Source organism: Pedobacter sp. Leaf176 (assembly GCF_001424305.1).
In the GTDB taxonomy this organism is placed as follows: domain Bacteria; phylum Bacteroidota; class Bacteroidia; order Sphingobacteriales; family Sphingobacteriaceae; genus Pedobacter.
Map to the genome: position 1 here is coordinate 252789 of NZ_LMPD01000003.1, position 24613 is coordinate 277401.

At 39.9% G+C, this 24613-nt stretch carries 15 protein-coding genes and 2 tRNA genes; 7 read left to right on the forward strand and 10 right to left on the reverse strand.

Going from position 1 to position 24613, the window contains the following annotated elements; translation table 11 throughout:
* Positions 1-5: 5 nt before the first annotated feature.
* Together ASF92_RS09835 and ASF92_RS09840 are read left to right on the forward strand one after the other, a co-directional pair.
* Positions 6-713, forward strand: a complete 708-nt coding sequence (locus ASF92_RS09835; protein ID WP_056091731.1) for a TIGR00730 family Rossman fold protein — start codon at positions 6-8, stop codon at positions 711-713.
* 336 nt (positions 714-1049) lie between these two features.
* Positions 1050-1544, forward strand: coding sequence for a hypothetical protein (locus tag ASF92_RS09840; protein ID WP_056091733.1), 495 nt, complete (start codon positions 1050-1052; stop codon positions 1542-1544).
* 256 nt (positions 1545-1800) lie between these two features.
* On the opposite strand, the gene ASF92_RS09845 is transcribed toward ASF92_RS09840, so the two are convergent.
* Complete coding sequence (locus ASF92_RS09845) at positions 1801-2391, reverse strand: DUF502 domain-containing protein (protein ID WP_056091736.1); 591 nt, start codon at positions 2389-2391, stop codon at positions 1801-1803.
* 140 nt (positions 2392-2531) lie between these two features.
* Positions 2532-4991: a bifunctional UDP-N-acetylmuramoyl-tripeptide:D-alanyl-D-alanine ligase/alanine racemase gene (locus tag ASF92_RS09850; protein ID WP_056093226.1), complete on the reverse strand. Its 2460-nt coding sequence runs from the start codon at positions 4989-4991 to the stop codon at positions 2532-2534.
* A 62-nt stretch (positions 4992-5053) separates the two neighbouring features.
* On the opposite strand from ASF92_RS09850, the gene ASF92_RS09855 reads away from it, so the two are divergent.
* The 3 genes from ASF92_RS09855 to ASF92_RS09865 all read left to right on the forward strand — a co-directional run bounded on the left by ASF92_RS09855 (position 5054) and on the right by ASF92_RS09865 (position 5863).
* Positions 5054-5542 (forward strand): regulatory protein RecX, encoded by a 489-nt coding sequence (locus ASF92_RS09855; protein WP_056091739.1) that lies wholly within the window; start codon positions 5054-5056, stop codon positions 5540-5542.
* Positions 5543-5635: 93 nt separating this feature from the next.
* A tRNA-Gly gene (locus tag ASF92_RS09860) sits at positions 5636-5708 on the forward strand.
* A 71-nt stretch (positions 5709-5779) separates the two neighbouring features.
* A tRNA-Leu gene (locus ASF92_RS09865) sits at positions 5780-5863 on the forward strand.
* Positions 5864-6067: 204 nt separating this feature from the next.
* Here ASF92_RS09865 and ASF92_RS09870 read toward each other — a convergent pair.
* The 8 genes from ASF92_RS09870 to ASF92_RS09905 form a co-directional block, all read right to left on the reverse strand.
* Positions 6068-8524 (reverse strand): glycoside hydrolase N-terminal domain-containing protein, encoded by a 2457-nt coding sequence (locus ASF92_RS09870; RefSeq protein WP_056091743.1) that lies wholly within the window; start codon positions 8522-8524, stop codon positions 6068-6070.
* Between the two features lie 98 nt (positions 8525-8622).
* A complete protein-coding gene (locus ASF92_RS09875) occupies positions 8623-10887 on the reverse strand; it encodes a GH92 family glycosyl hydrolase (protein WP_082489523.1) in 2265 nt (754 codons plus the stop codon).
* Positions 10888-11266: 379 nt separating this feature from the next.
* Entirely contained in the window at positions 11267-13477 is a 2211-nt protein-coding gene (locus tag ASF92_RS09880; protein ID WP_082489524.1) for an alpha-N-acetylglucosaminidase, read from the reverse strand.
* A gap of 1 nt (position 13478) precedes the next feature.
* A complete protein-coding gene (locus ASF92_RS09885) occupies positions 13479-14705 on the reverse strand; it encodes an acyltransferase family protein (RefSeq protein WP_056091747.1) in 1227 nt (408 codons plus the stop codon).
* Between the two features lie 40 nt (positions 14706-14745).
* Positions 14746-15726 (reverse strand): tartrate-resistant acid phosphatase type 5 family protein, encoded by a 981-nt coding sequence (locus ASF92_RS09890; protein ID WP_056091750.1) that lies wholly within the window; start codon positions 15724-15726, stop codon positions 14746-14748.
* Positions 15727-15838: 112 nt separating this feature from the next.
* Entirely contained in the window at positions 15839-17437 is a 1599-nt protein-coding gene (locus ASF92_RS09895) for a RagB/SusD family nutrient uptake outer membrane protein (protein WP_056091753.1), read from the reverse strand.
* 11 nt (positions 17438-17448) lie between these two features.
* Positions 17449-20490 (reverse strand): TonB-dependent receptor, encoded by a 3042-nt coding sequence (locus ASF92_RS09900; protein ID WP_056091756.1) that lies wholly within the window; start codon positions 20488-20490, stop codon positions 17449-17451.
* 49 nt (positions 20491-20539) lie between these two features.
* Entirely contained in the window at positions 20540-21427 is an 888-nt protein-coding gene (locus tag ASF92_RS09905; protein WP_056091759.1) for an inositol oxygenase family protein, read from the reverse strand.
* Positions 21428-21833: 406 nt separating this feature from the next.
* Between ASF92_RS09905 and ASF92_RS09910 the strand changes: the two genes are divergently transcribed.
* Positions 21834-22841: a LacI family DNA-binding transcriptional regulator gene (locus ASF92_RS09910; RefSeq protein WP_056091762.1), complete on the forward strand. Its 1008-nt coding sequence runs from the start codon at positions 21834-21836 to the stop codon at positions 22839-22841.
* 123 nt (positions 22842-22964) lie between these two features.
* Positions 22965-24593 (forward strand): sodium/sugar symporter, encoded by a 1629-nt coding sequence (locus ASF92_RS09915; RefSeq protein ID WP_056091764.1) that lies wholly within the window; start codon positions 22965-22967, stop codon positions 24591-24593.
* The last annotated feature ends 20 nt before the right edge of the window (positions 24594-24613 follow it).

Sequence of the window (24613 nt, forward strand, 5' to 3'; positions counted from 1 at the left end):
TTATTATGACGAGTGAAGAGAAAATTAGAAGTGCTTTTGAAAATAAAGACTGGCAGGAGATTAAGGTAACCGATTCTTGGCAGATTTTTAAAATAATGGCTGAGTTTGTTGATGGTTTCGAGAAACTGGCTAAAATTGGTCCCTGCGTTACTATTTATGGTTCTGCTCGTACCGCGCAAACAAATCGCTATTACCAGTTAGCGGAACAGTGTGGTAAGTTATTAACCGATCGTGGGTATGGCGTAATTACAGGTGGCGGCCCCGGCATCATGGAGGCTGGTAATAAAGGTGCTCATACGAATGGTGGTAAATCGGTGGGGTTGAATATTGAACTACCTTTTGAGCAATTTCATAATAAATACATCGACCACAATAAATTACTTGAATTCGATTATTTCTTTGTCCGCAAGGTGATGTTTATGAAATACAGTCAGGGTTTTGTGGTTTTGCCCGGAGGTTTTGGAACAATGGATGAGCTTTTTGAGGCTTTAACGCTGATTCAAACCGGCAAGATAGCCCGCTTCCCAATCGTATTATTAGGTAAAGATTATTGGGGTGGCTTAATCGACTGGATTAAAGGAACAATGCTTCAAACAGAGCACAATATCCATGAAGAGGATTTGAATTTATTCCGACTGGTTGATACAGCTGAAGAGGCAGCAGAGCATATTTTCAGGTTTTATGATAAGTATGTGTTGAAACCTAACTTCTAATCAAGATTTAAGGATTCTCAGGATTTAACCAGGATTAAAGGATTTTAGGATAATCAAGATTAGACAATGATTAAAGATTATAAGATTGCCAGGATTCAAATGGTTAAAAAAGATTAAACCAAAATTGTAAGGGTGTAGCTTTGGCTTTCATTCAATAATTCATTCAATCAAAATTCAATAATTGATAAAGTGCTTGTATTCCAAGCGCTTTTTTTGTGCGCTATATTTTTGATGTAACATGTACCAAATACTTAACTCTAACCGTTACAAAAACAAAATCGCTCTTTTTTGTTTATAAGAAGTTTAATACGAGTACAAAATTTAATACCGAAAGAGATGGAGCAAACGCTAAGTTGGAGAAAAGGTTTATTTGATAGTAATTATCAGGTATTTGGCAATGCGTTGCTGAAATTTTCAATCAACTTCAGTTCGTTTAAAAACTCTGCAATCGCTACGACACAAAAAGAAATCTATCTATTAAAAAGCGAGGGCTATTCAAACCCTGAAACAAAAATTCTCAATAATAAAAACGAAGTTTTGGCAGTTATCCATTACGATTGGCTGAGCTTTAAAGCAAAAATTGTTTTTACTTCAGGTGAGACATTTGACTGGAGCTTTCAAAACAGCTGGGCAAGTCGCTGGACTTTAAATAACCAAAAAGAAAAACAAGTCATTTATAATTCTTCAACTTCGAACGGCCTTATTCATAGCAATACGGACGATGATTTATTAATTCTGTCTGGATTATTCATCAGGGAATATTACACCAGAATACTATTTATATTTTTGATTTTAGTGCTTGCGTTGTTCTCAAGCAGAAGTATCATCTAACATTGGCAGGCCTCCGAAGCTAATTTTGTTAGGTTATTTCTCAATCTCCTCCTCTGGCCTCGGCGTCTCGCTATGACCCAATTATATTTATCTTAACTTAAACTATTTGATGTCGTAGCGAGACGCTACGACTAGAGTCGTTATTTCCCACCTCTGGTCTTAGCGTCTCGCTAAGACCCAGTTATATTTATCTTAACTTAAACTATTTGATGTCGTAGCGAGAAGCTACGACCAGAGTTGGGTTAAATCAGGAAACCTAAAGCCCGCTTACACCGCCGCTCACCACCAACTTCATCGCGTCGGCAGCGCTCATATCCAAATCTCTAACCTTATCTCTTTTAACAATGCATAGCTGACCTGCAAAAGAATACGATAGTGGAAAGTAAACGGCTACATCATCAGGAAGATCGAGTTTGTGCAAATCGTTTTGGGTAAGGAAACCAATTTTTTTCAATCCACCCTCAACTTCTACCAGAACCGGGTGATTAAATTTTTTCTCGTCACCTACAAAAGCCTCGGTTAGGTCTTTTATGGAAGAATAAATGAAATTTAACAGTGGCAATCTTTGCATCATTCTCTGAAACCAATTGTACATCGGTTCGGTAACCAAATTGGTGACAAAAATTCCAGCCAGTAAAATAATGGCCAATACGGTAAGCAAACCTAAGCCGGGAATATTCCGGCTCTCTCCGGTTTGAGGATTTACGCCAAGTATATTGTTGACATTTAGCCAGCTATCTACTGTTGTAACCGCCCAAACCACAATGAAAATACTTACTGCGATGGGCACAACGATTAATAAACCTTTAATTAGATAGTTTAAAATAGCTTTACCGACTTTGTTCATGGTGCGAATTTATGAAAAATAAGGCTAATAGATTAGAATTGCTAAATTGTTTGATGGTCTCAATTGTTAACTATCCAAAACGCCGGTAAATTCTTTAAGAGTCAATGGCGATTCAATAATATAACAATTTGGCAATTGTATTATTCATAAAAATAAACCCTCTTTACTCTTTGAGAAATATTAGTCAGGATTTCGTAGGGAATGGTATTAATTTGTTTAGCCAGCTCCATGATGTTGTGTTCTTGGTTAAAAACGATGGCTTCATCACCGGGTTTCACATCGACTCCGGTAACATCGAGCATGGTCATATCCATACAGATGGAACCAATTGTTGGAACAAGATGGCCGTTGACGATCATGTTACCAACCCCGTTTCCAAATGCACGGCTATACCCGTCGGCGTAACCGATTTTTACAGTTGCGATTTTGCCACCATTTGTCAATACCCCTCGCCTGCTATAGCCAACGGTCTCCCCTGCAGCTAATACCTTCACCTGGGTGACTGTCGTTTTTAATACCATGGTGGTTTGCAAGCCGCGATTGTCGGTAAGTGCGGAATCGAAACCATATAAACCAATGCCCAGACGCACCAAATCCATTTGTGCATCTGGCCAGCGGCTAATTCCAGAAGTATTGGATATATGAAGTATTGGTTTGTAGCCTAAAACATTATCCAGCTGGCTGGATATGCGTTTAAATTTATCAATTTGCTGTTGTGTAAAACCGTCGTGCTCCGCTTCTCCGCTTGCTACTAAGTGTGAAAATATGCTTTGCACTTTAATCCTTTTTTCCTCTTTTAATACATCCGACAATTCTTCAATGTCGTTTTCATCAAAACCCAAACGATGCATACCGCTATCGATTTTTACATGTATTGGGTATTCGACTTGATGTTCTGAAATGGCATTCAGGAAACTATTGAAAATCTCCAGGCTATAAATCTCAGGCTCCAATTGATGCTCAATAATCGCTTCGAAAGCCGATTCTTCAGGACTCATCACCATAATTGGCAAACTGATTCCTGCTTTTCGCAGAGCGATGCCCTCATCGGCATAGGCAACTGCCAGGTAATCAACTTTGTGGAACTGCAGTAAATTGGCGATTTCAAAGCTCCCGCTTCCATAAGAAAAAGCCTTAACCATTGCCATAACTTTTACGCCAGGCTGAATTTTTGAACGATAAAACTGCAGATTTGCTGCCATAGCATTCAAATCGATTTCCAGAACAGTATCGTGGATTTTTTGGGTTAAAAGTTTACTGATCCTGCCAAATTCAAATCGCCTTGCGCCTTTTACTAAAATGGTTTCGTGGTTGAACTGCAAAGCCGGGAAGGCTTCTATAAATGCATGGGTATCTTCAAAAAACTGCGTTTCAAATTTAAAAAGCGAAGCGTATTCAGCGATGTGCGAACCAATGCCTATTAATCTAGTTACTTTCTTCTGCGCAAGCAAATCAGCAATTTCCGTGTATAAATCGAGGTCATTCTTTCCTGTTTCGAATAATTCTGACAATATCACCGTTTTCTTAGGATGTTGATTTTGCTGATTTAAAAAATCCAGGGCGATTGCCAATGATGAAATATCCGCGCTATAAGAATCGTCAATTACCGAACATTGATTAATGCCATTTTTAAGTTCCAGGCGCATGCTTACTGGTGTCAGTTTCTGTAGTCGCAAATCTGCTTCCGCAGGGGCATAACCCAGTGCGAGCAGGGTTGCCCAGCAGATTATGCCGTCTTCAATTGAGGCTTTATCATTAAACGGCAGCGTACATGCTATCTCTTTATCCTCGAAAATCGCCTGTAAACGGCAATTTCCTTTAACAGGCTTTACGGTAATTATTCGTAAATCAGCGCCTTGTATCCCGCTCCAGCTAAACTTTCGCTTTCCAGGTAAATATTCAGAATTTATTCCTTCGACATAATCAGGCGAGTAGATGAATAACGCTGTTTCTTTAAATAATTTTAATTTCTCCGTCAGTTTTTCCTTTTTTGAACTAAAACCTTCCGCATGCGCTTCACCAATGTTGGTTAAAATCCCAATTTGAGGTTGAATAATTTCAGCAAGCGTTTCCATTTCGTTTACCGCAGAAATGCCAGCTTCGAAAATCCCCAGCGTATCATGGGTATCGATTTGCCAGACCGAAAGCGGCACCCCAATTTGGGAATTGTAACTTTTCGGACTGCGAACAATACTATAATCTGTCGCTAAAAGTTGATATAACCATTCTTTAACTATCGTTTTTCCATTACTCCCGGTAATACCAATGGTTTCCAAATCGAACTGATTTCGATGCGCTGTAGCCAACTTTTGCAATGCCGTTAGGGCATCATTTACGAGGATGAAATTACAATCTTGGTATTGGCTAACATATTTTTTCTCCGTGACAACAAAATTTCGAATCGACTTGCTGTACGCATCTTTAATAAATTCGTGCCCGTTACGGTGTGAAGACAGCGCAAAAAACAAAGAATTTTCCGGCACCAAAACCGAGCGGCTGTCGGTTACAATATAATTGATAACAGCTTGTTCATCAACTAATCTGGCATCGGCATTTAATATTTCTTTAATTCTGGAAACGGTATATATTAAATTATGCATGGCATCAAATTCAGAAAAAATATGGTAATCGCTATTATTTTTACGAATTTCAGTATTTAAATATGAAAAGCGGCAAACAAGCGGAAGCAATATTAGATAAAAAACAGGCACTTGCCAAAGCAGAGCATTTCTGCGTTTACCAGGAACGTTCGCAAAAGGAAGTACGTTACAAATTAGTGGAATGGGGAATGCGCGGCGATGAACTGGAGGAGATTTTATCCGAGTTGATCACAAACAACTTTCTTAATGAAGAACGCTTTGCCAAATCATATGCTTCGGGAAAGTTTAACATTAAAAAATGGGGGCGTGTGAAGATTAAACAAGGCTTAAAATTGAAGGGCGTTCCTGACAGAATTTTACAAAAAGCGCTTTACAGTTTAGATGATGATGATTACATGCAGACGTTAGAGAATCTGCTGATAAAAAAAGCGCATACTTTAACCGAATCAAATCCCCTAAAACGAAAAATTAAGCTGATGGCCTACCTTCAGGGAAGGGGATTTGAAAGCGATTTAATTTTACTGGCCCTGAAAGCCAGCAATTTAAACTAAATATTAAATTTTTAACAAGAAATTTCTTGACAGAAATAGAAAACTCTCTATATTTGCATCACCAAAACAAAACGGTTTATCTGTGTTGTTCATGCGAAAGTAGCTCAGTTGGTAGAGCACGACCTTGCCAAGGTCGGGGTCGCGAGTTCGAATCTCGTCTTTCGCTCTAAATGCTTTCCTACCAGAAAGCATTTATTTTAAAACATTAATCTTACCGGGGATTCGGAATAGACTAATGCTCGGGTGGTGGAACTGGTAGACACGCAGGACTTAAAATCCTGTGCTTTCAAAGGCGTGCGGGTTCGATTCCCGCCCCGAGTACATTCAAAAAATCGAAATAAAAACCTTTCAGAAATGAAAGGTTTTTGCTTTTAAGGTCTCCGGAGGAAGTTGGGAAAACTTAATATTTCCCTCTCTGTAGTTATAATAATTTGAGAATCGCTTAAATCTATGCGAATCGCGCTATTTCAATAAAATAACATCACGCTTGAACATCTCGCGAATTCAAGCACGTTACTAAATAAATCAATCCTTAATTAGCAAGTACTTTCCACCTCTTAGGGTTGAAAATTCCAGCCTGTAACCACCTGCTACCTTTTCAGGGCTTTTGTTTATGCCTTTAATTTTAAATCGCACCGGTGCCTGAACAATGCATGTATTTCCTAAAGTAGATGAGATCTCTGAATGCTGCATCCCGCCATCCTTCCAGGTTAAGGTCAATACAAATCCGCCTCTGGCACGCAATCCGCTGATTTTGCCTTCAGTCCAAACTTTTGGCAATGCAGGCAATAAATCGATGTATCCAAGATGGCTTTGTACTAGCATTTCCGCCATGCCCGCCGTGCCTGCAAAGTTGCCATCAATCTGAAAAGGCGGATGGGCATCAAAAAAGTTGGCATATGTTCCACCCTGACGGCCATTACCTTCAGTGGCATCCACATAATTGAGTAAGCCTCTGATCAGTTTATAAGCATGGTCGCCATCTTTCAGCCTCGCCCACCAGTTGATCTTCCAACCTTTGCTCCATCCGGTTCCAAGGTCGGTTCGCAATTCAAGCGACTTTCTAGCAGCTGCAAAGAAATCGGGTGTTTGATCAGAAATTTCATATCCCGGGTAAAGTCCGAAAAGATGTGAAGCATGTCTGTGAAGCGGATCCGTCTCTTTGAAATCCTTATACCATTCTTGTATTCCACCATTCTCCCCAATTTTTAAAGGGTAAAGTTTAGCCTTTTTCGCAATCAGCGTATCCCGGAAGGCCTTATCTATACCCAGTACATCCGCAGCGGCAATCGTGTTGGAAAACAGATCGCGAATAATCGACATATCCATTGTTGTAGCTATTGAAACGCCTTGCTGAACCCCGTTCTTGTCAAAGAATTTGTTTTCCGGAGACGTAGATGGTGCAGTTACGAGCAGACCCTGCTTATCTTCCACCAGCCAGTAGAGCGAAAACTCCGCGGCGCTTTTCATTAATGGGTAGGCTTGTTGCCTCAGGAACTTCTTATCTCCGGTAAATAAGTAATGTTCCCATAAATGCCTGGTCAGCCAGTTTCCTCCCATATACCAATTGGCCCAAACCGGGTCACCTGCTCCCCTGTCTCCAACAGGATTAGATGTCGCCCAGATCTCCGCATTGTGATGCGCTACCCATCCCCTGGCACCGTAAAATTCCTGTGCGGTCTGCTTGCCAGTAATAGAAAGATCGTTAATAAAGTCAAACAACGGAATGGTCAGCTCCGATAAATTCGTGACTTCAGAGGGCCAGTAATTCATTTGTGTGTTAATATTGATGGTATAGTTGGAGCTCCATGGTGCCCGCAATTCTTTATTCCAGATGCCCTGGAGGTTTGCAGCCGGACCGCCAGGCCTTGATGAGGAGATCAAAAGGTAACGGCCGAACTGAAAGTAAAGTGTTTCCAAATCCGGATCAGCTACGCCTGCAGCATATGCCTTTAAGCGGACATCACTTGCTAAGGCAGAACGATCCGTTCCCTTGTGCTGCAAGCTGAAACGAACCCTGTTAAAGAATTTCTGATAGTCAGCTAAGTGCCTGCTCTTGATGGCACCATAGTTCGATTTCAATGCATTTTTGATTAATGCCTCAGCTAGCGCATTTTCATCTTTGCCATCTGCATCCGGACACCGGTTAAAACCATTGAAACTTGTTGCAGCAGATAAGTAAAGAACAACTTCACTGGCATTTTTTATATGCAGGCCTGATGAATCGTATGTGGCCTGACCATCCTTCAACTGTGCCGTGATGCGAAATTGAAAACGCATACCATTGCATCCGGTCGTGTCCTCGTAAATGATGGGATTTCTATTCTTTTCATTGTAATAGTTTGGATCGACATGGGCAGGTGCTTTGCCTTTAACGATCAATTCCGTTTTTGTTGAGGAAATTGAATTTTGGAGCGGACTATTTGTAGAAACATTAAAGGTTAAAGCGCCTGCTTTGGATGTCGTAAACTTTACAACCAAGATATTATCCGGTGCAGAAGTAAAAAGTTCCCTCTTGTAATTCACGCCGCCAACTGCAAAACTGGTACTCGCTATGGCTTGATCTAAATCCAGCTTTCGTTCGTAATTTGATTCCTTTTTTCCTTTAAAATCTTGTTTGATTAATAGGTTACCGAGCGGTAAATAAGATTCCGTGTAGAGACCCTGCATTTTTTTTGTCAACTCATTTGCTTTGGAGAAGTCCTCATCTTCGAGAAGTGCTTTCCTCACCTGCGGAAGATAAGCCTTTGCATCAGGGTTGATGTTTTTCTTGACCGGCCCACCACTATATAAGGTACTCTCATTGAGCTGAATAAGTTCTTCCTCTACGCCTCCGAATACCATTGCCCCTATTTTACCGTTACCTATCGGAATGGCCTGTGTCCATTGTGTTGCAGGCTTATTATACCAAAGTTTTAAACGATTCTGGGCCGCACCAAGTAACGGCGCCAGCAACAATATGGTCAGAAATCGGTATCTCATAATCGCTAATTGTAAATATGAATTTTGATATATAATGTAAAGCTGGCCTTATTAATCGTTATTTTAGCCGTCGTACACGATTTTTTAGTAATAAATGTTTATTGCAAATAATAAATCAGCTCACCACCGGCCATCAACTGCTTATGGCTGACCTGATAATTTTTCAATGTTTTTCCATTTAAAGTAATCTTTTTGATTAGCGAAGCATTTTTTGATTTTATGATCTTAATCTTTAGAGGGTTCCCATTTTTGAAATCGATTAACACTTCTGGAAACGCGGGGGTAACCAGCTGATAGTTGCCTGATACCGGATCGACCGGGTAAAAACCCATTGATGCAAAAACATACCATGCTGACATCTGCCCTGCATCGTCATTACCACTTAAACCTCCTGCACCTTCATCGTACTCCTCGTTAAGTATTTTCTCTACCTGTTTCTGGGCTTTCCAAGGAGCGGCTGTGTAATTATATAAAAAAGGTATCTGGTGTCCAGGCTCATTGCCATGCCAATACTCCTTTTTTTCGAATAAGGAATCGAGTAAATGCTCCAGTTTTTTTGTACCGCCCATTATTTTTACAAGTCCCGGAACATCATGGGGAACGTAAAACGTGTATTGTCTGGGTGTTCCTTCCGTAATATAAGGTTCACGATGATCCGGTAAAAAGGGTTCAAACCAATGTCCATTTTGAAAACGCCCCCTTACCATTCCAACCTGTTTATCAAATATGTTCTTGTAATTCAATGATCTTTTTTTCAATTTCCTATAATCATCTCTTTTACCTAAATCTTTCGCGATGGTAGATAAAGCATAATCATCGTAAGCATATTCTAAAGTTCTGCTTACCTGTTCCCGTTTATGAAATGCGTCCGGAATGCTGTCTTCCATTGGAATATAACCATATTTAAGATAACTATTAATTCCTCTTCTTCCCTTACCGTTTAAATAGTCAAGAGAATCAGGCATTTGAAAAGCATTTTGCCGCATAAGTTGGTATGCAGCATTAACATCATAATTACGTATTCCTTTGTTATATGCAGAGGCGATAAAAGCCGTCGAATGATCGCCAATCATGGCAGCAGTATAGCTGTTCCAACAAGGAAAAATAGGCAACCAACCGCCCTGTTTTCCCTTCAAAATAAGCGAATTTACAAATGCATTCGTCATTTCGGGCTGCAGCAATTCTACCAGAGGCAACTGCGCCCTGTAAATATCCCACATCGAAAAGTCATCGTAATAATTCCCAGCAACTGTTGTTTGCTTTTGGTAATTTCCTGCAAATTTAGGATAGCCACCATCAACATCATTAAACAGCCTTGGATGCTGCTGTGCATGATAAAGCGCCGTATAGAATATTTTTTTCCTTTTCTCTTCACCATCAGGAACCTCAATTTGCGATAACGAATTCGTCCAGATTTTATTAGCTTGCGTTCGTACGGCATCAAAATCCTGGTTACTGATTTCTTTTTCCAGGTTATTCTTTGCTGCTTCGATGCTTGTAAAAGAAGTACCGGAAGTAATAATCAGCTCTTCTCCTCTTTTCAGCTTAAAGCCGGCAAACACGCCAATATCTTTCTGATTGCTAATCGATTGTTCCCCGCTTACTTTTCCCTCCGCAAATACACCACTTTTTGAAATTGACCTTTTGATGCGAATAAAAAAGTAGCCGCTAAAACCGGCTGACTTGCCCCAGCCCTGATAAATGCGATGAACGGGATTGTATCCGGAAATCTCTCCTTTTTCCTGGTCTATTCTAATAAATCCTTTCCCCTGATCGCTGTTGGGCGTAATCAATACATAAACACTATCTGCTTTCAAGGCGGTAATTCTCATTATGCCACTACGTAGTGTAGCGCTGATTTCTGTCTGAAGCTGATGCTTTGGAAAAATTACCCTGTAATAATCCGGACGGGCAATTTCACTTGTATGACTATATTCTTCCGCATAATCTGCTGATGAGGTTTTCAATTTACCTGAAATGGGCATGATGGTGAAGCTTCCATAGTCCTGCGTACAGGAACCACTGATCCAATGAGATGCCCTGAAGCCATATATTTTTTTGTTATCGTAATAATACGGCGCCAGGCACTTTTTTTCGCTCAACTGTGTTTGAGGAGTCCATTGCGTCATGGCGAATGGAAGTGCCACTGCCGGTATGGTGTTGGCCAGCCGCTCAGTTTTATCTTCAATATGCTGGCTGGCCACAGTGGTACTTGCTGAAGTGCCTGAAAAGGGCTGTACATAATCAATCAAATGTTGATTTTGTGCGCAAACCTGGTTACACAAGCCGACCATTATGATCAAAATGAAGATGGTGCAGGCAGTTTTGGTTAAGTTTATATGTCGGCTTTTTATAATGAACATTTTATTATAATAGGTTAAGCGAATGCATCATAAATTAATCTGTTTTGAGTTTTGTAACGTTGAGTTAAGCCTGTTGCTGAATTTGCCGAAGCATCGAAATGCTTTAAACCAATTTCTTAAAATCCTTTACTTCAACTTGCTCAGTGCTAGCTAGACTACCATTGACAAACTCCAATAGGGTTGTCGTCATCTCGACCGGTGCAACGCGCAGTGGAGAGATCTTTGTACTAAGTTATTGAAAACAATTTAAAAGATTTCTCCACTGCGGTCGAAAGGACGATACTTCGAGACCATTCACTTTCTTTATACATCTATCCATTTATATTGATTTTTATAAAATAAATTAACCCTCAAGATGACATTTCCCATTGTAAGACATCTATTGTTGAGCCTTGCCCATCAATATACGGTATTTTTTATGAATGGAGATAGCCACCTCTGTTGGGTTTCCAATTGTGTTCAAGGGATAATCTTTCCTTTTGTTCACCCACTTCCATTCCCACTCACTTACGTCATCATTGAATTTACTTAAATTAAATTTCTTTTTTTGAATCAGGGATTGTTCTGCCCTGGCGAAGAAAAGTGCCCATCTTGGTTTGTAGAAATCACTAAGCAAACCACTCCATTGCCTGCACGCATATTCGTTTAATGGATTTTTTGCATCTCCCCAAAGTGTAATTAAATCTTTGGCATTCATTTCATACAAAGCTTTTTCTTCAGGATTGGTTCCCCACTTACGTGCGTCATTTACCCAGGGCCCAAGCAGGAAATCTTTTCTGGTTGCCAGTAATTTGTCCAGGTCATCAATCAAGGCAATAAAACGTTGACTTTGCGCCTTAAAGCTTTTTAGATCTTTCTTTTGGTAGGCTTCAACTAACTTCCGCTGAACTGGAAGCGCATAGTTCGCCATCACTTGCCTGGTCACATCGACCAAATCATATTGAAAGCCATCACTTTGTTTACAAACGGGCGCGGCTTTGATGAGCTCATCCCAGGCCGGGAGTAGATCATGCTCATTATAATTCAAAGTGGTTCTGGCCCATCGGGTAAGCGAGTCGAAAGTTGGCCTGGCCTGGATGATGGATTCAGCACCGTCCCGGACATATTTGTTGGCAGGAACATTATAAACGGTTTTCCTTAATATTTCCCAGCTTTTAAATGCATGTTCGTTCTTGTGTCCATAACGGTTAAAAACGAATTTAGGTAACCAGGTTTTAAGATTCACTGGCTTGTCCTGCCACACATGCTCCATCATCAATTCGTATAAAACCGGATTCTGTTCAATACCCTCCATTGTCAAACCGATGCCACTCATTTTTCCACTTTTTGGATCTTTCAGGGCTTCAGCAGGTGCTGTTGCCACGACATCCATCCGGCCGAATAAATTGGTATTTCCACCAAAATTATGAAGCATATTCCAAATCCAGGGCTTGCCATAAAAACCTTCCGTACGTTTCCAAACGGGTTCAATTTCAGTAGCAAGATCAAGCAGTATCATCTTATCATTCGGAACCGCTTTTAAAAGTGCTTCGGTTTGTGCCTCTTTCCAGAATTTACGATCACTATAAAATAGCCACCCTTGCATCACCCAAATGGCTTTTGGATCAGCCTGCGACATGCCATCGTAAACCCTGGCACTCAGTTTACTTAAAAACTCAGGTTCAGCCGAAGGTGGTTCATTTTCATTAAAAGTATCGGCAGAATACAGGTGATCTGTTCCCAGCATGGCGGTTTGTTTTTTAAGAAATTTCTTTCCGATTGTCGCAAACATGGGATCCTCAGAATCCAGGATATATGTATCTGCGAAACCATTCGTCCAGTTCGTGGCCTTAAGCTTTGCGTTTGGAAACTTCTTTTTAAATGCCGCCGGAACATGACCGGTAAAAGCAGGAAGCACAGGTTTCATCCCTAATGCACGTTCCCTTGCCAAAATTTTCTTCTGTAATTCAAAATGACTTTTCATCCATTCAACAGGAAGTGGTCCACCCCAGCCATCGATGTTTCCCATCCAGAACCAGGAAAAATAAGCGGGACCAGTAAAAAATCCTTTAAGGTCATCATCAGAAAACCCCATTTCCTTGTATAATAAATACCAGGTGTATTCTTCACCGGTAATCGCAAGTGGCATGTTTATTCCATGGAGCGCCATCCAATCTATTTCCTTTTCCCAGCGTGGCCAATCCCACCAGCTCATGCTATAATTAAAGGTACAATAATTCAGGTAATAACGGTATTCATAAGGCGTTTCTTTCCTGATTTTTTCAGAAACCTTTGGCAAATTTTGCGGCACCTTCAGGTTGGTTCCATTCCAGGTAATCTGGCAGTGTGCATATTCTGTCAGATAGTAATAAAAAGCAGAAGCAAGTGCTACACCATTATTTCCACGCAGCACAATCTTATCGCCTCTGCTTTCTAATTCAAAAACATCTTTGCCCTTAACATGGCCGATAGGCTCAGTTATAAATGATCTATGCTGTTTAGGCATGGTTCGCTCAATAAGCTCGTTGGAGGTGATCAGAAATTCCTGTGCATGTAAAGAATAGGAAAATAATATAGCCGTTGCAGCTAAAACGTATAACTTTAATTTCATATCAAATTTTTAAGAACCATTTTTTCTGGTAGCAAAACCTTAATAAAAATAGTTGTATCAGTAAAATGCCTGTCCACAACCCAGCCTGCTGGTAATCTTTTGGGATTAAATTTATCAAGCCGCCAAAGATAAACTGTGAGGAAGATTCAAAATTGAAAAGTCCATGTGCCAATACGTAAATCAATATGCTGTTTGTACCAATCCATATGAAAGGAATGCTCCATTTTGCATAGGATTTAACATCAATTATGTAATAGAACAGGGCAAATAAGATGATGCTAACACCACCGGCAAAAAGCACAAATGAACTGCTCCACATGGTTTTATTAATTGGAAATATTAAATTCCATAGTAAACCCGCAATGATAGAACAAATACCTCCTAATAACAGTAAAATTGTCTTTTTTGAAGGTGTAATTTTCGAAAAACTGGTCTTTAAAAAAGTCCCGGTAAAAACGCCAAAAAGCGCCGAACATATGGCTGGTATTGTACTTAAAAGTCCTTCCGGATCGTATACTATTCTATGTAATTTGCCGGGCAGAAACAGTCTGTCTACGTAAGCAGAAAGATTGCCTTCGGGTGTAAAATTACCCTGACCAAATCCTGGCACAGGAACTAAAATCATAAGGAGATAATAGCCCACCAGAATGCTTAGGAACCAAATCACTTGTTTATACAACGAAAAATTAAGGTATATGAGGGCTGCAAAAAAAGTAGAAAGGCCGATGCGCCCCAGTACGCTGGCAAAACGGGTATGCTCATAGCCATTCCATTTGAAAAGGCCATTTACGATTATCCCCAATATGATTAATGTGATCGTTCGTTTAATTAACGCTTTAAATATTTTTTTTGATGAATGTTCATTTTGCTGCCGTTCATCAAAAAACTTCTGATAAGAAAATGGCATAGAAACGCCAGATATAAAAATGAATAAAGGGAAAATAAGATCGTAAAATGTGAAACCATTCCATGGCGAATGGTGGAGCTGATTACTCAAGCCAATTAATATCCTTTCAAAAAAAGACAGATGTTCATCACTTGGAATCCTCCAATCGACTGGATTTCTTACCAGTGCATATTTTTCCATTATCCCATTAGCCAATCCATGAAAAATACCTTCACCACTGATAATCCAGAACATATCAAAACCCCTTAAGGCATCCAAAGAAATTAATCTTTTGCTTTTTGAAGACGGTTCTTTGATATGCTTAGCTGTTAGTGAATCCATTTAGCACGAATTATGAGTTATAATATAGGAAAATCGCTAACTACTTTTTAATAATTGTATTGTAAATAACATACCCTTCATCATTAATGAACTGAACCCTCAACAGATCTTTATTAACAGAAAAAAGCATGAAACCATATTCAGATGCAACGACTTGCGCATCGGGAATTAATTTTACAGGTGTCTTTTCTGACGCGGCACCTGAAATAAAATGATGTGTTTTGCCTTCCGGCTTAATGTATTGTAAACTATGTTCATGCCCCGTGAGGTAAACATCGACGCCATAGCGTTCCAGTACCGGTTTAAGCGAGCTTCTTATCGCTTTCGTATCGTAACCATCTGTTCGGCTGCCCCCGGTATACATAGGATGATGACCAACTACGATTTTCCATTTAACCGATGGGTCTTTATCGCCCAGGGTTTTGTCCAGCCATTTTTTTTGTGCTATCGTATCCTGACCTTTTACATTCGGCCCATACTCAGCATTCTTGTAAAACTCAGGAATAAGCGGATTGGTATCTATAAAAGCCAGCAGCACCTGATTTTCCGGATCGCCATTAATGGCAAATTTCTTTGCAAAATACCGGGCCGGCATTTTCCATCTTCTGCTGATTTTAGAATAGTCTACCTGTGCATCCGGATTGGACTTATAATCATGATTACCCAGTACCACATACCAATCCCATTGAAGAGAAAAATCGGTATAAATATCTTCAAATGAATATTTAAATGAAGGATCCTGAGTACTGATCACACCACTTGGATAGAAATTATCCCCGGTAGAGATTACAAATTGAGCCTTTACATCTGTTGCAGTGCTCCCCATTTGCTTAGCAACCTGTTTCTGATGATCTGCACCATTGCGACCCCAGTCGCCCATAGCTATAAAATTCAAAGCAGTTGGATCTTTGGTAAGTAACTTTGTCGCTGTACTGTTTTGTGAAGGGCTTTTGGTTATAATCTGAGCATATAACGAACCCGAAATAACGAGCGGAACTATCAGTAACAATTTTTTAATCATGAAGGGCGATTTGTGCAATTGCAAGTTTAGGATAAAAAAATAAGAAGAGGCTATCTCATAAATCAATACGTATTTATGAGGCAATCTCTTCTTATAAAATTGCAGGCTATTTCTAATTGTATCCCGGGTTTTGTTTCAATTTAGGATTTAGGATCATAGCTGATGCTGGAATGGGCATCAAACGATGGAAAGTTTGCGCATCGGTTTTAAAGCCCCACCTGCCTTCAAATTTCCCGAAGCGGATCATATCGTTACGGTGCCAGCATTCCCATGCAAACTCCCTGCAACGTTCTTTATATAAGTCCTCTAAAGTAACTGCCGTCCAGGCTGGTGAAGTTGTACGAACAGCACGCACCTGGTTAACCAGCGATAAAGCAGTTTGTCCCAAAGTCGACGCGGCCCCTCTAAGAATGGCTTCAGATTTCATCAACAAAATATCTGAATATCTGAATATCGGCACATCGTTATTTTGATTTCTGTTTGATGATGTACTGTCACAATAAAATTTATTGTTTCTATAGCCCATATTCCAGGCAATCTCATCGTTTCCAGCATCAAATGGCCTTGTGGCTTCTCTAAGTGCTACGTTCGGCGTTATATCCACCTGGTAAGATATTGCAGCTGATCCATCAGAACCTGTGTAAAATTGGTCGTAACCTTTTTTGGTGGTATTAACCATCACTGGCGTACCATTGTTGTTAAATTGCAATCCTTTAATCCATTGCGCATTTCGTTTATCATTAGGATCATTAAAGTTTGCATAGTATTCTGGCAGTGTGCTCATTGGCGCACTAGGCGTGTGCTTTAAGCTGAATTTTGCCTGTAATGATCTTGGTAGTGAATAACGGGCATAGAACATATAACCATTACTGAATCCGGGATCGTAAGGAATTGCAAAAATGAACTCCTTAATTTGAGGGCCATTATCGATGAAAAACATCTTACGATAATCTGTTTCCAAGGTATATGGCGAACCCGTTCCGGAGATAATCGCATCGCACATGGCTACAGCTTCATTATATTTAGCAGTACCTGTATATACTTCGGAGTTTAAATACATTTTAGCTAAAATAGCATAAGCAGTATATCTATTTGGCCTGCCATAAGTTGCTGCACCCGTAGCGATACTTAAATTAGGCAATACCTCTTTTAATTCTGATTCAATGAAATTAAATACCTCAACCCTTGTTTTTGTTTCAGGAGGTGTGGTTTCGCCAAATGACGTTACAACAGGGATATTACCCCAAAGATCCATCATCATAAAAAACGCCAATGCCCTTGTTGTCCTGAGTTCTGCTAAGGCCGTTGTTTTCGCAGCCGTTTCAGGGGCATCTTTAAGTAAGAATAAACTTTGGTTGGCCTTACTGATTGTACCTGATAGCCAGGACCAGCCACTGCTTACGTGCCCGTTATCTTTATCCCATGAATGTTTATGGTGTTGCTCGAAACGTGCACCATCATACCAATTCCCGCCCCTAGCCGGCATAATGGATTCATCAGTACTTAAGGATTGCATGAAAAAGTAATCGGTACCAAAATTTTGACGCAGCTGTACATACACCTGGCCTGTTAATTGTATAAAATGCTGATCTGTTTGTGGAAATGTTTCAGGGGTTAACTGCGTTTCCACTTTTAAATCCAATTTATGACAGGATGTAAGTAAACTTATTGAAAGCGTAACACCTGTAATGAGTTTTATAAGATTTTTCATTTTCTTAAAAATTAATTAAATGACACGTTTAAACCAAACAAAAAAGTTCTGGTTTTAGGATAAAAGTTGTTCGTATCCACACCTGGTGCGATTCCACCCTGATTGATTTCCGGATCGATGCCTTTGTAGCCGGTAATTACGAATAAATTGTTGGCTGTTGTATACAAACGGATTGAATTAACACCCGGGATTATACCTTTTTTGAAAGTGTATCCTAATGTTGCGTTATCTAAACGTAGGTAGCTTCCGTTTTCGATGAAACGGCTGGAGTACCTGTAAGAATTGAAATCAGCTGTAGACTCGTTTTCTACTTCTACAGGGATGTTTGTGAACTGCGCTGTATTTGGGCGGAACAAATCCGCACGGGTAACGTTCATGATTTTATTTCCGAGTACGGCCCTCATAAAAATACTCAAATCGAAATTTTTATACCTTAAATTATTTGACCATCCAATCAACGCCTTCGGCTGTGCATTACCTAAAACATAGTAATCTGTTTTGTTCAGTAATCCCTGTGTTTTTATATTTCCTGCGGCATCATAATACTGGGAAACGCCATTGGCATCTTTACCTGCATATTTAAAAGTGAAAAATGTTCCGATGGCTTGTCCGGGTGCTAAAATCTGAACTGTAGAGCCACTTTGTCCTCCTCCATCAGGTTGCACGGTTAACCTGTTGTCGATATTGAATTGAGAGTCAGACAGGGTGATTACTTTGTTCTTATTATGCGCCAGGTTAATACCTGTAGTCCAGCTAAAATTATCTGTGATAACTGGCGTACCATTTAATACAACTTCCAAACCTTTATTGCTCAATTTCCCAACGTTTGCAGTAAGCTGGCCTGAAGGATATAAATTCTGGTCCACATCAAAGCCAATAATAAGGTCGGTTGTTTTTTTATCATATAAATCCACAGAACCACCTAATCTGCCATTAAATAAACTAAAATCGACGCCTATATTGGTTGTTGCAGTTTTTTCCCAACGAAGATCAGGATTCTCATTTTGAATGGCACCATAAGCGCCCTCTCTTGGAGATCCGTTATAATAAAACTGTCCAACGGCACCATAAATCAATTTCGTAGTTAGTGGAGAGAAGCCAAGGGAATTTCCTGCAATTCCATAACTTCCGCGTAATTTCAATGTTTTGATTACGCCAACATTTTTAAAGAAGCTTTCCTGATCAATATTCCAGGCTGCACCCACCGATGGAAAATAGCCCCATTTTTCATTCATTCCAAAAACATTAGAACCATCTCTTCTGATTGATCCTTGTAACAGATATTTATTTTTATAATTATAGTTTACCCTGGCAAAATCCGAGATCATCAGAATCTCCTGATAAGTAACACCCGGATTAAAATCAACTCTGAAATCGCTCACTGCATAGGGATTACCCAAACTCAGGTTATTGTAGCTTACGTCATTAACCGGAAAATTGGTTGACGTAGCCTGGAAACCGTCATTATTCAATGACTGCTGGTAGGAGTATCCGACAACTGCATTAATATCGTGATCCCCAAACTTTCTATTCCAGGTTAAGTAGGTCTCAATAATTTTATTGGTGTTTTGATAAGCATTCCTTACTGCAACGCCATTCTGACCAACCAAAGAAACAAATGCTGGATTTGCAGGAGGATCAGGCGTATTTCTCACGTTATTATACCTGGAGGTATAAATACTATTGTAAAATGCACCATACACATTTTGTGTATTTTGGTAGGAAGCTGATATATCGTAAGAAAAACCAAAAGGTAATTTCAGATTAACCGTCAGATTACCAAGAATATTTTTGTTTTTTAAATTCTCTTTGGCGTTTTCAAGCATTGATACCGGATTGTAATAATTGCTTTGCGTCAAATTGTCAAAATACGAACCATCGGGATTTCTTACCGGCGCGGTTGGCAGGTAGGTAAGCATTTGAGAAAGTATGGTATTGCGGTAAGGAACAAGATCTGCATCACTTACAGAGTTACTTAAATTTAAACCGATTCTTAATTTATCGTTTAATGCCTTCTGCTCAAGCCCTATTCGACCAATAAACCTGCTCAAACCGCTTGTTCTAACAATACCCTGTTGATTGAAATAATTTATACTGGCGTTATAAGTTGTTTTTTCTGTACCTCCACTAAGTGAAACGTTGTGGTTATAAGACATTGCACTACTGCGTTGAACTTCATCTTGCCAATTGGTATTTGCGCCCTTATCATTGGCCGGAGTTAAAGCAGAATTGTTCCTGGCCAGGAATGCCCGCAACTGATCTGCATTCATCATTTCATATTGATTGGAAACCTTTTCGACACCAAAATACCCATTGTAAGCAATTTGTGTCTGTCCGGCAACCCCTTTTTTAGTTGTCACCATAATCACACCATTTGCAGCTCGGTTTCCATAGATGGCTGCAGCGGCAGCGTCCTTTAAAACATCAATTGATGCAATATCATCAGGTGCGAGAATAGAAATATCTGCACCTACTACACCATCGATAACAAACAATGGCGATTGAGCACCTTCACGAAGGGTTGATGCACCACGCATAATAATTGCGGCATTACGGTTTGGATCGCCACTACGGCTGATGTTCAATCCCGGTACTTTACCTTGCAACATTTGACCAACATCACTAATTGCACCCTTGTTTAAATCATCTCCTTTAACAGTAGAAATGGAACTGGTTAAAGCCTTTCTGGAGCTTTTGCCATAACCCACTACCACTACATCATTAAGGGAGGCTGTAGATTCTACGATGGTAACCTTATAAGTAGATGGTGCACCAACAGTAAGTTCCTTAGTTTGATAACCCAGGAAACTAAAAAGTATTTTGTCGCCGGTTTTTGCAGAAATGCTAAACGATCCATCTGCACCTGTAGACGTTATTTTAGAGGTACCTTGTACTGAAACAGATGCCCCAATGATTGGTTGGTTTGTATTATCTAATAAATTTCCGGAAATTTTGCGCTCAGTTTGGGCATAGACACTGTTGAATGACAGCCCCAAAAGTAAGACCAGCGAAAACAGGCAACAATACTTTAAGCGGGTAAAATTAATTCTCATGATTTTGTAGCATTAGGTTCATAAATGGTTATATAAACGGTTATTGTAATTAAAATTTAATATTTGCAGGCAGGTATTTAGCAACCAGGGCCTGATAATAAGGCTGTAATTCTTCCCAGCTTTTCTGATTAGGATTTTTTGAATACAGATCATATGGATTGAATAACCTTACCCATTTAAACATTTCATGATCTCTATCATTCATCAGATGATCGTAGGCATTTTCACGGTGTTGCGAGTAAAAAGAATGGTAACGCAACATATACAATCCAGGTTCAGGCAGGTAGGGCTTCATCATATGATAAACATATTCATCATGGCCCCATGACATATCCACCTTGTCCAAGCCGCAATTTTGAGTGTACACGCCTAGTTTAGTCTGGTATGTGGGATTGTTGAAATCCGGATTCTGACTAAAAAATTCGTGGTATACAATTTTATCTGAATAGGCACATCCTACGGGAAATGTATCGCCAACAACAGCCCATTGTGGCTCGCCATATAAACAAAGCACCTTTCCCATGTCATGGATTAAGCCTACCAATACCATCCAATCCGGATGCCCATCATTACGAATCGCTTCTGATGTTTGTAGCAGATGCTGCATTTGATCCAGATCGGTGTCCGGATCAGAATCATCAACGAGTTTATTTAAAAAATCAAATGCATTCCAAATCGGCATTTCTTCTTTATTAAACCTGAGGAAATCTGCCTTCTTTTGTTTCACAAAATCGTAAGTCTGATAAAGGTGATTTAGTCTGTAAAATTCCCGCACACCATCTTTTTGCGTTGCCTCGTAGTCTCTGAACTGTTCTTCTTTTTTATCAGTATTAATGCTGGTTGGATCAGGATAACGGATTAATAAATCCTCTTCCCACTGGTCAAGATTTTGCAAGGGATTTTGATTGTCCCTTGAAACTGGATTTTCGTTTCTCATAAGGCTAGAAAATGATTTGGTTAAATACAATTTGGTTTTCGGAAGATAAAGTTGAGTTTTTGAAAACAGAATTAGGAGTGTTCCATTAATTTTATTTACGTAAACGATTACGTAAAATTCTTAAATCGACTTTACAAAATGGATAAACAACTCATTTAATGGTTGTTATAAAAATGCTCAAAGTGTGAAGCGTTTTACATTTCCCTGGAGGAGATATTATTCTTTAAAACCAGGTGATTATACTGATTATTTTATAATTTCGTAATGGTAATTTTACAAACAAACTAACTGATATAACCAGGCAGAACAATCTGATCGAAATGTTGTGATCAACTTCTTGAAAAATTGCCGGAAAGCTATTTTGTTTTTTGTATAATGAACTAACAAAATTTAATGGAATAAAAAGATGTCTGGAGAGGTTAATATCAAACGATTGGCACAGGAGCTCAACATCTCCATTGCCACAGTTTCCAAGGCACTTAATGATAGTCATGAGATAAGCCTGAAAACCAAAAAACGGGTTTGGGATCTGGCAAAGGCGCTCAATTATACGCCCAATCCTGCAGCAAGCAATCTGCGGAGCAACAAAACCAAGACTATAGCGGTGATCGTTCCATTCATCGCCAATAATTTCTTTGCTTTGGCCATTAAGGGCATAGAAGAAATAGCGAGAAAATTCAGCCATCATGTCCTTATCTATCAAACCCATGAGGATATCGAAATGGAGATGTCGTTCACAAATAGTCTTCTTAATGGGAGAGTTGATGGAATATTGACCTCTGTTTCCAGTAGTGAATACAATGGAACCTATTATAAGAATTTGGTAAAAAAGATTCCGCTGGTGTTTTTCGACAGGGTTTATAAAGACCTCGATGCTTATAATGTAACGACAGATGATTACGAGATTTCCTATGAGGCGACCACGCACCTCATTGAATGTGGGTGCAGTAAAATTGCCTACCTGTATGGTCTTGAAAATCTCCCGGCAGGGAACGCAAGGTTTCTGGGTTACAAAGATGCCATGCAAAAGAATGGCTTAACCGTAAGTGATGAGCTGGTTATAAACTATTGTGAGGATGAATCTCAAAATTTAACACAAATAACTCAATTAATTGACAGGCATGGACCAGATGCATTGTTTTCCTCCATAGAAGAATTTGTTATACCCACTTATACTGCCTGCAGAGCCCTCAAACTCAAAATTCCGGATGAGATAAAAATCATTAGTTTTTCAAATCAGGCCACTGCCCAGCTGTTAGACCCCTCTCTAACAACCATTACCCAGCCGGCCTTCGAAATCGGCCGTGAGGCTGCAACTTGCTTATTCAAAATGTTGAACAAAAAAGGTTTCGGTGATGATCAGGATATCGTGCTCAAATCCACGCTCGTAAAAAGAGGTTCAACTGGTTGCTAAACAGCCATTACTGCTCATTTGATTAGTTAATTCCCGAAAACGTTTAAGTAATTAAATGGAGCTAAAAGCCAGTGAGCCCATTTTTTTTTCTGACTTTTAAAAATACCAAATATAGTATATCACATGAATCACCTTTCAGCACTAGATTGTGCCGTATTTTTTTTATACTTTATTGTTATATCGGCTTATGGTTATTGGGTTTACAGAAGCAAGAAAAATAAGCAAACCGATACCAAAGATTATTTTCTGGCTGAAGGTTCTTTAACCTGGTGGGCCATTGGTGCCTCCATCATCGCTTCCAATATTTCCGCAGAACATTTCATAGGGATGTCGGGCTCAGGTTTCGCCATGGGATTAGCTATTGCCAGTTATGAATGGATGGCTGCCGCTACCCTGATCATCGTTGCTATATTTTTCCTTCCGATTTATTTGAAAAACAAAATATATACCATGCCCCAGTTTCTGTCGCAGCGCTACAACAATACCGTTAGCACATTGATGGCTGTATTCTGGTTATTGGTTTATGTATTTGTGAACCTTACTTCTATCTTTTTCCTGGGTGCCATCGCCATTGAAACCATTACGGGTATCCCATTCACGACCTGCATTATATTTCTGGCCATTTTCTCTGCACTAATCACCTTAGGCGGAATGAAAGTTATCGGCTATACCGATGTTGTCCAGGTGGTCGTATTGGTTATCGGTGGGTTGATTACTTGTTACATGGCATTGAAGCTTGTTTCTGAAAAACTGGATACCCAAACTGTTCTGGGGGCGTTACCATTGCTACGAACAGAGGCAGCAGACCATTTTCATATGATTTTTTCAAAAGGTGATAAGTTTTATAACGAACTTCCGGGCATTGCCGTTTTAGTGGGCGGACTTTGGATCAACAACCTGAATTATTGGGGTTGTAACCAATATATTGTTCAAAGGGCATTAGGTGCCGATTTAAAAACCGGCAGAAACGGTTTGATCTTCGCCGCATTTTTAAAACTATTGATTCCTGTGATTGTGGTGATACCCGGAATAGCGGCTTTCGTGCTTTATCAAAGGGGCTACTTTCATGCAGAAATGCTTGATGCAAGTGGAATAGTTAAGCCCGATCATGCTTACCCTGTGCTGATGAACCTGCTGCCAATAGGTGTAAAAGGGATGGCGTTTGCCGCGTTAACAGCCGCCATAGTCGCATCATTAGCTGGTAAGTCGAATAGCATTGCAACCATCTTTACCCTCGACATTTATAAAAAGTACATCAACACAGAAGCGTCGGAAAAACGATTGGTTGCTGTAGGCAGATGGTCGGTTGTACTGGCTTCTTTAATGGCCATTGTTGTTGCTCCGGCTTTGAGAAGTTTCGATCAGGTTTATCAATTTATCCAGGAATATGTTGGCTTCATTTCCCCTGGCGTATTTGCCATATTTTTATTGGGTTTCTTTTGGAAAAAAACAACATCAAGGGCGGCACTATCTGCTGCACTGGTTACCATACCATTATCTATATTTTTTAAATTCCTTCCAACCCTAACCAATGGCCGGGTCGAAGCCATTCCATTCCTCAACCGGATGTCGTGGGTTTTCATCATCATTATGCTTTTGATGGTTGTTGTAACACTCACTGATCCGAAAAGCAAAAACAATCCCCAGGGACTTGAAATTGACCGCAGCATGTTTAAGGTCAGCCCTGCATTTGCAGTATCGTCCATTGTCATCTGTGGCATCTTGGCCGCGCTATATACCGTCTTTTGGTAAATAACCGCAACGAAATGATT

Excerpts from the sequence above, each read along its gene's own strand:
- ASF92_RS09850 (WP_056093226.1), bottom strand. The coding sequence starts at position 4,991 with ATGCATAATTTAATATATACCGTTTCCAGAATTAAAGAAATATTAAAT.
- ASF92_RS09855 (WP_056091739.1), top strand. The coding sequence starts at position 5,054 with ATGAAAAGCGGCAAACAAGCGGAAGCAATATTAGATAAAAAACAGGCA.
- ASF92_RS09890 (WP_056091750.1), bottom strand. The coding sequence starts at position 15,726 with ATGATTAAAAAATTGTTACTGATAGTTCCGCTCGTTATTTCGGGTTCG.
- ASF92_RS09885 (WP_056091747.1), bottom strand. The coding sequence starts at position 14,705 with ATGGATTCACTAACAGCTAAGCATATCAAAGAACCGTCTTCAAAAAGC.
- ASF92_RS09910 (WP_056091762.1), top strand. The coding sequence starts at position 21,834 with ATGTCTGGAGAGGTTAATATCAAACGATTGGCACAGGAGCTCAACATC.
- ASF92_RS09900 (WP_056091756.1), bottom strand. The coding sequence starts at position 20,490 with ATGAGAATTAATTTTACCCGCTTAAAGTATTGTTGCCTGTTTTCGCTG.
- ASF92_RS09895 (WP_056091753.1), bottom strand. The coding sequence starts at position 17,437 with ATGAAAAATCTTATAAAACTCATTACAGGTGTTACGCTTTCAATAAGT.
- ASF92_RS09880 (WP_082489524.1), bottom strand. The coding sequence starts at position 13,477 with ATGAAATTAAAGTTATACGTTTTAGCTGCAACGGCTATATTATTTTCC.
- ASF92_RS09840 (WP_056091733.1), top strand. The coding sequence starts at position 1,050 with ATGGAGCAAACGCTAAGTTGGAGAAAAGGTTTATTTGATAGTAATTAT.
- ASF92_RS09845 (WP_056091736.1), bottom strand. The coding sequence starts at position 2,391 with ATGAACAAAGTCGGTAAAGCTATTTTAAACTATCTAATTAAAGGTTTA.
- ASF92_RS09905 (WP_056091759.1), bottom strand. The coding sequence starts at position 21,427 with ATGAGAAACGAAAATCCAGTTTCAAGGGACAATCAAAATCCCTTGCAA.
- ASF92_RS09875 (WP_082489523.1), bottom strand. The coding sequence starts at position 10,887 with ATGTTCATTATAAAAAGCCGACATATAAACTTAACCAAAACTGCCTGC.
- ASF92_RS09835 (WP_056091731.1), top strand. The coding sequence starts at position 6 with ATGACGAGTGAAGAGAAAATTAGAAGTGCTTTTGAAAATAAAGACTGG.
- ASF92_RS09870 (WP_056091743.1), bottom strand. The coding sequence starts at position 8,524 with ATGAGATACCGATTTCTGACCATATTGTTGCTGGCGCCGTTACTTGGT.
- ASF92_RS09915 (WP_056091764.1), top strand. The coding sequence starts at position 22,965 with ATGAATCACCTTTCAGCACTAGATTGTGCCGTATTTTTTTTATACTTT.